The organism is Rhodoplanes sp. SY1 (genome assembly GCF_046000175.1).
Taxonomy (GTDB): Bacteria; Pseudomonadota; Alphaproteobacteria; order Rhizobiales; family Xanthobacteraceae; genus Rhodoplanes.
On sequence record NZ_JBEOMB010000106.1, the window covers coordinates 1 to 10,439 of the forward strand.

At 70.7% G+C, this 10,439-nt stretch carries 8 protein-coding genes; 5 read left to right on the plus strand and 3 right to left on the minus strand.

The window, feature by feature from the left end; all coding sequences use genetic code 11:
• Positions 1–746: uracil-DNA glycosylase family protein (locus ABTU92_RS22910; protein ID WP_408093935.1), on the plus strand; the 746-nt coding region annotated here is incomplete at its 5' end.
• Between the two features lie 70 nt (positions 747–816).
• Here the strand turns inward: ABTU92_RS22910 and ABTU92_RS22915 are convergent.
• Entirely contained in the window at positions 817–1,284 is a 468-nt protein-coding gene (locus tag ABTU92_RS22915) for a hypothetical protein (RefSeq protein ID WP_408093936.1), read from the minus strand.
• 989 nt (positions 1,285–2,273) lie between these two features.
• Between ABTU92_RS22915 and ABTU92_RS22920 the strand changes: the two genes are divergently transcribed.
• Positions 2,274–2,831, plus strand: a complete 558-nt coding sequence (locus ABTU92_RS22920; protein ID WP_408093937.1) for a response regulator transcription factor — start codon at positions 2,274–2,276, stop codon at positions 2,829–2,831.
• Positions 2,832–2,921: 90 nt separating this feature from the next.
• Here ABTU92_RS22920 and ABTU92_RS22925 read toward each other — a convergent pair whose 3' ends face one another.
• A complete protein-coding gene (locus tag ABTU92_RS22925) occupies positions 2,922–3,938 on the minus strand; it encodes an SIS domain-containing protein (protein WP_408093942.1) in 1,017 nt (338 codons plus the stop codon).
• Positions 3,939–4,159: 221 nt separating this feature from the next.
• Between ABTU92_RS22925 and ABTU92_RS22930 the strand changes: the two genes are divergently transcribed.
• Positions 4,160–5,878, plus strand: coding sequence for an outer membrane beta-barrel protein (locus ABTU92_RS22930; protein WP_408093938.1), 1,719 nt, complete (start codon positions 4,160–4,162; stop codon positions 5,876–5,878).
• A 221-nt stretch (positions 5,879–6,099) separates the two neighbouring features.
• Here the strand turns inward: ABTU92_RS22930 and galU are convergent, their stop codons facing one another.
• Positions 6,100–6,981 (minus strand): UTP--glucose-1-phosphate uridylyltransferase GalU, encoded by an 882-nt coding sequence (galU, locus tag ABTU92_RS22935; RefSeq protein ID WP_408093939.1) that lies wholly within the window; start codon positions 6,979–6,981, stop codon positions 6,100–6,102.
• 274 nt (positions 6,982–7,255) lie between these two features.
• Between galU and ABTU92_RS22940 the strand changes: the two genes are divergently transcribed.
• Both ABTU92_RS22940 and ABTU92_RS22945 read left to right on the plus strand, forming a co-directional pair.
• Entirely contained in the window at positions 7,256–8,656 is a 1,401-nt protein-coding gene (locus tag ABTU92_RS22940) for a lytic murein transglycosylase (protein WP_408093940.1), read from the plus strand.
• Positions 8,657–8,867: 211 nt separating this feature from the next.
• On the plus strand, positions 8,868–10,439 hold a 1,572-nt coding region (locus ABTU92_RS22945), incomplete at its 3' end, for a GDSL-type esterase/lipase family protein (RefSeq protein WP_408093941.1).

Consider the following 10,439-nt stretch of genomic DNA (forward strand, 5'->3'; position numbering starts at 1 on the left):
GTCCGCCGTCGCGCGAGCACGGTGGTGCCGGCCGGGCCGCGATTGCCCCGTCCGCGACTGCTCCGCCCGCGAGTGCCGCGTCGGGCGGCGCTCCGGCCGCCCCCGACGCGGCCGTGATGGCGGCCCGCGAAGCGGCCCGCACGGCCGCCACGCTCGACGATCTCGCCGCCATCCTGGCCCGTTTTGAGGGCTGCGCCCTCAAGGCGACCGCCAACAAGCTGTGCTTCGCCGACGGCAAGCCGGGCGCACCCCTGATGCTGATCGGCGAGGCGCCTGGCCGCGACGAGGATCTCGAAGGCCTGCCCTTCGTCGGCCGCTCGGGCAAGCTGCTCGACCGCATGCTGGCGGCGATCGGCATCGACCGCCACGGGCCGGTGGAGACGGCCGCCTACATCGCAAACACGGTGCCGTGGCGGCCGCCCGGCAACCGCACCCCGACGCCGATCGAGACCCAGACCTGCCTGCCGTTCGTGAAGCGCCAGATCGAGCTCGCCGATCCGGCCGTGCTGGTGTGTCTGGGGGCGCCCGCCGCCCAGACCCTGATCGGCATCAAGGAGGGGATCATGAAGACGCGCGGGCGGTGGTTCACGTATCACACGGGGCGGCGCGAGATCCGCGCGATCGCCACCTTCCACCCGGCCTATCTGCTCCGCCAGCCGCTGGCCAAGCGCCTCGCTTGGCGCGACTTTCTCGCCGTGAAGGCAGCGCTGGCCGAAGTCGCGGCGGGGCGCGGCGGCAAGGCGTGACGATCGTCCAGCCAGCGAATGCCCGTGGAGTCCCGGCAGGGAGCGAGAGTGGGCCGCGGCGCGCCAGCCGTTACGGCCGGGCCATCTTGCAGGCCGGATTGTAGGCCCAGTTGCGGTCGAGCCCGACCACGCACCACTCCACGTCGCTGCTCGCCCCCGCGAAGCCGGTGTTCTCGGCGACCGAGTAGTTGATCGTGCGAGCCTTGCCGTCGGAGGTCAGCACCCGGCCGGTGCAGAAGCGGCGCGGGATGGTGCCCGAGGCCCACGGCATGAACTTCACCTCGTGGACCCGCTCGAACCCGACGATCGCGAGGTCGGAGTTCCAGAAGCGGCGCTCCTTCTCGGCGAAGGCCTTCTGAATCTGCAGGAGCGGCCAGGACTCCTCGCACAGCGGCACCACCGCGTCGTAGCGCGGGCCGGAGAGCCAGAAGTTCAGCTCGAACAGGTTGGCGGCCCGGCCTTCGGCCGCGACGCTCACGGTGAGCGCCGCGGCCGCAGCCGTCGCCAGCAACCGGACGAATTTCCGAGTGGCGCTCATGGCCAGTCCCCCACTTCCCCCGTGTCGACCGTGGCGCGCCGGCCGGCGGGGGTCAAGCGTGCGCGGACGCCGGGGCGCACGAAGTCGATCCAGTGTGGCGCGGCTGCACCGGCGGACGAGGGCGGCAGCGTCGGTCCGAAGGGGCGGGAGGAGAGCGGCGTGCGGCTCGGGTCGTGGTCGGCCCGAGAACCCCGCGCCGGCCCCTTCTCGGCGATGACGCGACGCCGACATGATGACGGGACGTTTACGAAAGCGATGGCGAGCCGCCGCCGAACTCGCATTTTTGTGAGATCTGGGGCTCCGCGATACCTCCGAAAATCGGCGATGGGTGTCATCCTGCGGTTATACAACCCGAATCTCTGCGCGGTTGCGAGTCGTACACCCCGTCATGTAATGCAGAACAGAACAAGTTCGGTGTGTCGTCTTCCCGAATTCCGGGGCTAACCACAGGACGGCGCAGCGTGATCGCTGCATTTTTGAAATGAATTCCCGACGCGAGGCCACAACCTGGACGGGCACACACCATGATATTCATCGAACATTTAGAGAACATGATCGGTTTCGGTCAACTTACTAAACCTTGTGGGCTAACCCTCCGCGGCCGCAATTCATGAATCGAAGTTGGGCTCAGTTAATCCACCTCGGCGAACTGCCTGTACCGGTCGATCTACTTAGAATAAATTTAAATGGCGACTCGGACTATGCAGCTCATCGTAGGATATGAAGCAAAGCTTATGATGGATAACCTCGCGACGTGCAGCACACATCCGGAGTTCGAACGCGCTTTTGCGACCAGCGAAACGTTGTTCTCCGGACAATCCGTTCGGATCGTCATTCTGGCCCGCTCCGGAACCATTCTGGCAGCGAATTCCGGCTGGAGAGACTTCGCTCAGAGCGCGGGCCTCGGCCTGCCGAACAGCGGCATCGGCCAAAACTATCTTCAGTATTGCGCCTTCGCGGACGAGCAATCGGGCCGCATCATCGACGGCGTGACCCAGCTGTTGAACGGCCGGGTCGATTGCCTCTCGTTCATCTATCCGTGCCACACGCCGACCAGCCAGAGCTGGTTCCTGATGCTCGGCTTCCCGTATGCGAAGGACGACGCGCGCGCCATCCTCCTGCATGTCGACATCTCGCGGCTGATGCCGGCCCCCTCGGCTGACCGGCCGAAGCCGGTCGTCCTCAAGGACGATTTCGGGGTCGAGCCGTTCAACGCCCGGCTCGAGCGCATGATGGAGACGATCGAGCGCTCGATGCGGTCCGCGGCGACCGGGCCCGACGCGGTCGAGCTGCCCGAGGCCCACGCCCTCGTCGACCCGAAGGGGACCGGTCCGTCGGTCGCCCTCAGCCGGCGCCAGCGTCAGGTGCTCGAGCTGATGGCCAAGGGGCTGAGCAACATCGAGATCGGCCGCATGCTCGCGATCTCGCCGAACACCGTGAAGATCCACGTCTCCGGGATCCTGGCGCGGCTCGGCGTCCCCAATCGCGCCCAGGCGATCCACTGGACCCTGACGCGCCCCCAGGAAGCGATGCGGCGGCTTCCCTGAGCCCCCGTCGGTGGGCCCGGAGCCCGGTCGGCTCCGGGTCGTCGGCGGCCGCCCGCGCGTCCCGGCGCGGCGCCCGCGCGCCGCATCTGATCAGGCCACCCCGATCCGCAACAGGTCGTGCAGATGGACGATGCCGACCGGCATCGCCCCGTCGATCACGAACACGGCCGTGATCTTGGCACGGTTGAGCACCTGCAGGGCCTCGCTGGCGAGCTGGTCGGGCTTGGCGCAGATCGGCCGCCGCGTCATCACCGCATCGACCGGAATCTCCATCAGGTCCGGCCGCATGTGACGGCGCAGGTCGCCGTCCGTGACGATGCCGACGAGCCGCCCCTCGGCATCGACGATGCCGACGCAGCCGAACCCCTTGGTCGACATCTCCAGCACGGCCGCGCCCATGCGGGCGCCGAGCCGGCACAGCGGCATCGCCTCGCCGGTGTGCATCAGGTCTCGCGCGAACTTCAGCGCGGCGCCGAGCTTGCCGCCCGGATGCAGGGCGCGGAAATCGAGCGGCGTGAAGCCGCGGCTCTCCAAGAGCGCGATCGCCAGCGCGTCGCCGAGCGCGAGCTGCATCAGCGACGAGGTGGTCGGCGCCAGGTTGTGCGGGCACGCCTCGCGCGCCTGCGGCAGCGCCAGCACGACGTCGGCCGCCTTGCCGAGCGTGCTCGCCGCGTCCGACGTGACGGCGACGAGCGGGATCGAGAAGCGCCGCGAATAGTCGATCAGGGCGCGCAGCTCGACGGTCTCGCCCGACCACGACAGGGCGATCACCACGTCGTCGGGCGTGATCATGCCGAGGTCGCCGTGCCCGGCCTCGGCCGGATGGACGAACAGGGCCGGCGTGCCGGTCGAGGCGAGCGTCGCCGCGATCTTCTTGGCGACGTGCCCGGACTTGCCCATGCCGCTGACCACGACGCGGCCGCGCGCCGCCCGGATCGCATTGCAGGCGGCCGTGAAGGGCGCCCGCAGCCCGTCCCGCATCGCGGCGGCGAGCGCGGCGATGCCCTCCGCCTCCGCCTCCAGGGTGCGCAGGCCGGTCTCGACGAGATCGTGGTCGGTGCCGGGAGCGAGATCGGTCGGCGGCGTCTCGACGGCCGGACGATCGATCGCGGGACGCTCGGCCGGGATGTGGCTGGACGGCGGTTCGGTGGACGGCGGGTCGCCGGGCGGCAGGATGACGTCTGACATGCGCCGTCTCTACTCGTTTTTCGCCGCCGCGCAACCGTCGCCGACACAGGGCGGAAACGCCCGTGAACCGGGCGTTAACCATACCGGCGCTATTCCGGTTGACCAGTTTCGTGCCGCCGGCCGGCGTGGAGGATGTATCGTTGCCGCGCCCCAGCTCTCGAACGACCGCATGGCTCGGTCCGGGCGCGATCGTCGGCGCCGGGCTGGTGATCGCGGCGGTCGCTCCGGCCGGGGCTCAGACGACGCCCGATCCGGCTGCCGCGGCCCCCGGCCTGTTCGCGCCGACCCGTGACGGCGGCGGCGTCCTCGCGCCGGGCTTCGAGCCGGCCGACCCGACCGCCCCGAGTCCCGACGGCCGCTCCCGCTTCGGCGCCATCGACGAGTCCCCCCCGGCGGGGTCGCGACCGCCGGCCCGGCCGACCACCCAGTTCGACTCGCGGAACGCCGCCAAGCCGCGGGTGACGTTGTCGTTCACCCAGCGCCAGCAGGAGGCGGCCCGGCTCAAGCGGGCACCGGTGCCGGCGCCGCTGGTGCGCGGCACCAATCCGCAGCAGGTCCCGGTCGTGGTGTTGGACCGGCTGCGCCGCCGCGGCGGGCCCGACATCGACACCACGTCGCGCCTCAACGTGCCGGTCGCCGCGATCATCCCGCGCCGCGCCGTCAGCATCGAGGCGGACCCGTTCGCCCCGACCGGCGTGCGGGTCGGCGCCTTCACGCTGCGCCCGGCGATCGAGACGACGACTGGATACGACACCAACCCGACCCGCATCCAGGGCCTCCCCGGCTCCGGCTTTACCCGCGTCGCCCCGGAGCTGATCATCCGCTCCGACTGGCAGCGCCATCAGCTCAATGCGGACCTGCGCGGCACCTACACCTGGTACGGCCAGACCTATCCGCCCGTGGTCGAGTTTCCCGGCACCGTCGCGTCGACCGCGACGCCGGAGATCATCGACCGCCCGACCATGGATTCGCGGGTGACGGGCCGCTACGACGTCGACAAGCTGTCGCATTTCGACGGCGAGGCCCGCGCCATCGTCTCGACCGACAATCCGGGCAGCCCCAACGTGCAGACCGGCCTGAAGCGGTTCCCGCTCGTCACCACGGTCGGCACGACCTTCGGCTACACGCAGGGATTCAATCGGCTCGAGGTGACCGGCAAGGGCACGTTCGATCACCAAGTGTACTCGGACTCGCTGCTCGCCGACGGCACGACGTCGAGCAACGCCGACCGCGAGTACAATCAATACGGCGGCGCGCTGCGCGTCGCCTACGAGCTCAAGCCGGGCCTGAAGCCGTTCGTCGAAAGCGGCGGCGACACCCGCATCCATTCGCAGAAGATCGACCGCAACGGCTACGATCGCGACTCCAAGGGGCTGTTCGTCAAGGCCGGCAGCACCTTCGAGTTCTCGCGCAAGCTGACCGGCGAGGCGTCGCTCGGCTGGCTGTGGCGCTTCTACGTCGACGACCAGCTCACCGACATGTCGGGCCTCACGATCGACGCGGCGCTCACCTACACGGCATCGGACCTGACGACCGTGAAGCTGATCGGCACCACCTTCGCGTCCGAGATCATCGTGCCGGGCCTGTCGGGCGTGTTCAGCCGCAACTTGACGCTGCAGGTCGATCACGCCTTCCGGCGCTGGCTGATCGGCACGGCGCAGATCGGCACCGGCATCGACTCCTATGTCGGATCGGACCGCGTCGACCACCGCTATCTCGTGTCGCTCGCGCTGCTCTACAAGCTCACCCGCGAGGTGCAGCTCAAGACCGAGCTGCGCCACGACTGGCTGCGCTCCGACGTCGCCAATGTCGACTGGGACGCCACCCAGGTGACGGTCGGCCTGCGCCTGCAGCGGTGAGACGGACCGATGCACGGGACGCCCGGCGACAAGCGAGCCGCCTGATCACGACAGCGGCGGCCCGTTCCTTCACCTCTCCCCGGCGGGGAGAGGTCGGATCGCGACAGCGATCCGGGTGAGGGGGTGCCGAGGCCAGCCATCGGCGCCGTAAACCCTCACCCCGACGCGCTTCGCGCGTCGACCCTCTCCCTGAGGGAGAGGGTAAGACCCGACCTGATCACTCACTCGCCGAGCAGGCGCTTCAGCTCGGTGCGGAACGCCGGGGCGATGTCGTCGCGGGCGAGCGCGTAGGCGACGTTGGCGGCCAGGAAGCCGATCTTGGAGCCGCAGTCGAAGGCGCGGCCCTCGAACTTCACGCCGAAGAACGGCTGGTTCATGGCCAGCTTGATCATCGCGTCGGTGAGCTGGATCTCGCCGCCGGCGCCCCAGCTCTGGTTCTCCAGGATGCCGAAGATCTCGGGCTGCAGGATGTAGCGGCCCGTGATGATCAGATTCGAGGGCGCCTTGCCGCGCGGCGGCTTCTCGATCATCTCGGTGACGGCGAACGCCTTGCCGGTCGACTTGCCGGCGCCGACGACGCCGTACATGTGCAGCTTGTCGTCCGGCATCTCCTCGACGGCGATGACATTGCCGCGCTGGCCGACCTCGTTGTAGGCGTCCATCATCTGGGCGAGGCAGCCGCGCTCGGCCTGCACCAGCACGTCGGGCAGCAGCAGCGCGAAGGGCTCCTCGCCGACGATATCGCGGGCGCACCACACCGCGTGGCCGAGGCCGAGCGGCGACTGCTGGCGCGTGAAGCTGGTCTGGCCCGGGATCGGCAGGTCGCGCTCGAGATGCTCGAGATCGGCGAACTTGCGCCGCTCGGTCAGCGTCACCTCGAGCTCGTACTGTCGGTCGAAGTGATCCTCGATGACCGCCTTGTTGCGGCCGGTGACGAAGATGATGTGCTCGATGCCGGCCTCGCGCGCCTCGTCGACCACGTGCTGGATCAGCGGGCGGTCGACGACGGGCAGCATCTCCTTGGGCATGGCCTTGGTCGCCGGCAGGAACCGGGTGCCGAGACCGGCGACGGGAAGAATCGCTTTGCGGATGGGCTTGGTCATGTCGCTGTTCGCATGAATGGTGCAGGCCGACGGAGGGTCGGGAGCCGCGGCAAAGAACCACGGCGCGACGCCGTAGTCCATGGATAAACAGGCGGCCGGACACCGCGCCGCGAGGTCGCGGAGAGCGTTGCGCGACACTGCCGCGGAGACGCCGCAATTGCGCCGTGACGACGCCACGCGCGATTAAGATGGCACTAACGAGCCACGGACTTCACTCGGGGCGACGGGACCGCGCTCGGGGCCGGACCCGCGCGAAGCCGGACGGAGGGACGCGATGAGGACGACGAGGACGAGGGCTCCGGTCCGCGCCGCGCTGGTGGCCCTGATGGTCGCGGCCGGCGGGCTCGCCGGCACCGCGGCGCCCGCTGCCGCGCAGAGCTTCCTGGACGACCTGTTCGGTCGCCGCTCGACCGGCAGCGTCACCCCGGTCAACACCCAGGGCGGCGTGCCGGCCGGCGTCCCGACCGTCCCGGGCGAGCGGCCGTGGAGCGGCGAGCCGGGCAGCTCCGGCCATCCCGAGATGACGGCGCAGGCGATCCAGGCCGCCGCCGCGCGGTTTCCGGCCTGCGTCCAGCAGATGTGGCCGGAGGCGGCGCGCCGCGGCGTGCGGCGCCAGAGCTTCGACGCGCTCACGGCCGGCCTGACGCCGGAGCTGCGGCTGATGGATCTGATGGACGCCCAGCCGGAGTTCACCAAGGCGTTCTGGGACTATCTCGACTTGCTGGTCAGCGAGGCCCGGATCAAGCGCGGCCGCGAGATCCTCGCCCAGCACGCCGCGACCTTCGCGGCGGTCGAGAAGGCCTACGGGGTCGACCGCCACATCGTCGCGGCGATCTGGGGCGTCGAGTCGAACTTCGGCACCCAGATCGGCGACCGCTCGGTGCTGCGCTCGACCGCGACGCTGGCCTGCGTCGGCCGCCGCCAGGCCTATTTCCGCGACGAGTTCCTGGCCGCGCTCGAGATCCTCGACCGCGGCGACGTCGTGCCCGAGCACCTGAAGGGCTCGTGGGCCGGCGCCTTCGGGCCGACCCAGTTCATGCCGACCTCGTTCAAGCGCTACGCCGTCGATTTCGACGGCGACGGCCGCCGCGACGTCGTCGACTCGATGCCCGACATGATCGCCTCGACGGCCAACAACCTGAAGAAGGACGGCTGGGAGCCGGGCCGCACCTGGGGCTACGAGGTGGTGGTGCCGCAGGGCTTCGACTACCTCATGGCCGACGGCAAGCGCTGGATGACCCTTCAGGAGTGGGCGCGGCTCGGGATCCGGCGGGCCTCCGGCGAGGCGTTCCCGCGCCCGACCGACAAGGCCTATCTCCTGGTGCCGGCCGGCCGCCGCGGCCCCGCCTTCCTGATGATGAACAACTTCCGCGCCATCATGAAGTACAATCCGGCCGAGGCCTATGCGTTGGCGATCGGGCATCTCGCCGATCGGATGCGCGGCGGCGGGCCGATCGTCCAGCCCTGGCCGCGCGACGAGCGGGTGCTCAGCGCCGCCGAACGCTACGAGATGCAGGAGCATCTGGTGCGGCGCGGCTTCGACATCGGCAGCGCGCCCAACGGCCGGGTCGGGCCGCGCACCCGCGCCGCCATCAAGCGCTTCCAGGCCGCCGCCGGGCTGCCCCCGGACGGCTTCGCCTCGGCGGCCCTGCTGGACCGGTTGCGGTCTCGCTAGGCTGTTTCGGAGCCGCCGGATTTCACCCCGCCGCAGCGGCCCCGCCGGCCGCCGCGGCTTGAAAACGCCGCCTTCTTCGACGATCTTGGCGGACCGTCGCCGCGCCCGGCGTGGCGGCGGTCGTTTGCCATGGGCGGACGGCACACGACCCATCGGACCAGCCCATCGGACCCGGCCGATCGGGCCGGCCCTCCGGAAGCGGATATCGACCATGAAGCAGCGGCGCCCGACCGACCGGTTCCCGGCCCAGGGAAGCCCGGCCCGGGGACTTCCGGCGCAGACAGCCCCGATCCGCCGGCTGCTCGGCGCGCTCGTCACGGTCGCGCTCGTGATCGTCGCCCAGGCGGCCGCCGCGGTCCTCTCCGGCGCCCTCGTCCGCGGCGTGGCGACGCCGGCGCGCGCGCAACTGTTCGACGATCGCTTCCCGTTCCAGAACCCGTTCGCCAACCCGTACCAGCGGCAGCGCCAGCAGCAGCAGCAACAATTCTGGAATCCGTTCGCGCCGCCCCAGGAGCAGCGTCAGGCCGCTCCGCCGCCCGACTTCTCCAGGGCGCCGCCGCCCAAGAAGCACGAGGGCACGCCGACCACGAACGTCGTGGTGCTCGGCGATTCGATGGCCGACTGGCTCGCCTACGGCCTGGAGACGGCCTTCGCCGAATCGCCCGAGATGGGCGTCGTGCGCAAGCACCGCACCCAGTCCGGCCTGATCCGCCAGGACGTGCGCTCGGATCCGCGCGGCGAGCATCCCGACTGGCCGAAGGCTCTCCAGGAGGTGCTGGGAACCGAGAAGCCCGATTTCATCGTGATGATGATCGGCGTCAACGACCGCCGCCCGATCCGCGAGCCGCGCGCCGCGCGCGCCGCCGTCGGTCGCGCCGGTCAGCAGGGGCAGCCCGGCCAGCCCGCGCAACCGGGCCAGCCCGCGCAGCCCGGCCAGCAAGCCCAGCCCGGCCAGCCGGCCCCGCCGGCGACTGACGACGCCGCCGGCGGAGACGCCCCGCAGGCCGGCGGCGCCCTGCACGAGTTCCGCTCCGAGCGCTGGTCCGAGCTCTACATCCGGCGCATCGACGAGACGATCGCGGCGCTCAAGAGCAAGGGCGTGCCGGTGTTCTGGGTCGGCCTGCCGCCGGTGCGCGGCACCCGCTCGATGGCCGATTTCGGCTATCTCAACGATCTCTACCGCAGCCGCGCCGAGAAGGCCGGCATCGTCTACATCGACGTGTGGGACGGCTTCGTCGACGAGCAGGGCCGCTTCGCCCAGCAGGGCCCCGACGTCGAAGGCCAGATCCGCCGGCTGCGCGCCGGCGACGGCGTCCACTTCACCCAGGCCGGCGCCCGCAAGCTCGCCCACTATGTCGAGCGCGAGCTGCAGCGCTGGATGACGGCGCGCGGTACCGTGGCGCTGCCGGTCGACGAGCCGGCCAAGGAGCCGGAGCTGCCCGCTGCCGCCCCGGAGGCGCCCGGCGCGCCGTCGCGGCCGGCCGGCACGGCGCGGCCGCTCTCCGGCCCGGTCATCACCCTCTCGATGGTGCCGATCGCCGCCGACGGCGACGACCAGCTGGTCGGCGCGCCGCGCCAGACCAAGACGGCGGCGCTCGACGCGGTCGCCGCCAAGGTGCTGCAGAAGGGCGAAGCGATGCCCTCGCCGGCCGGCCGGGCCGACGACTTCGCCTGGCCGCGGCGCGAGCCGGCGCCCGTGGGCGCCGACCCGGTGGTCGCCTACACGACCCTGCCGATGACGCCGATGAAGCAGGAGAAGCAGATGGTCGCCGACGCCCCGGCG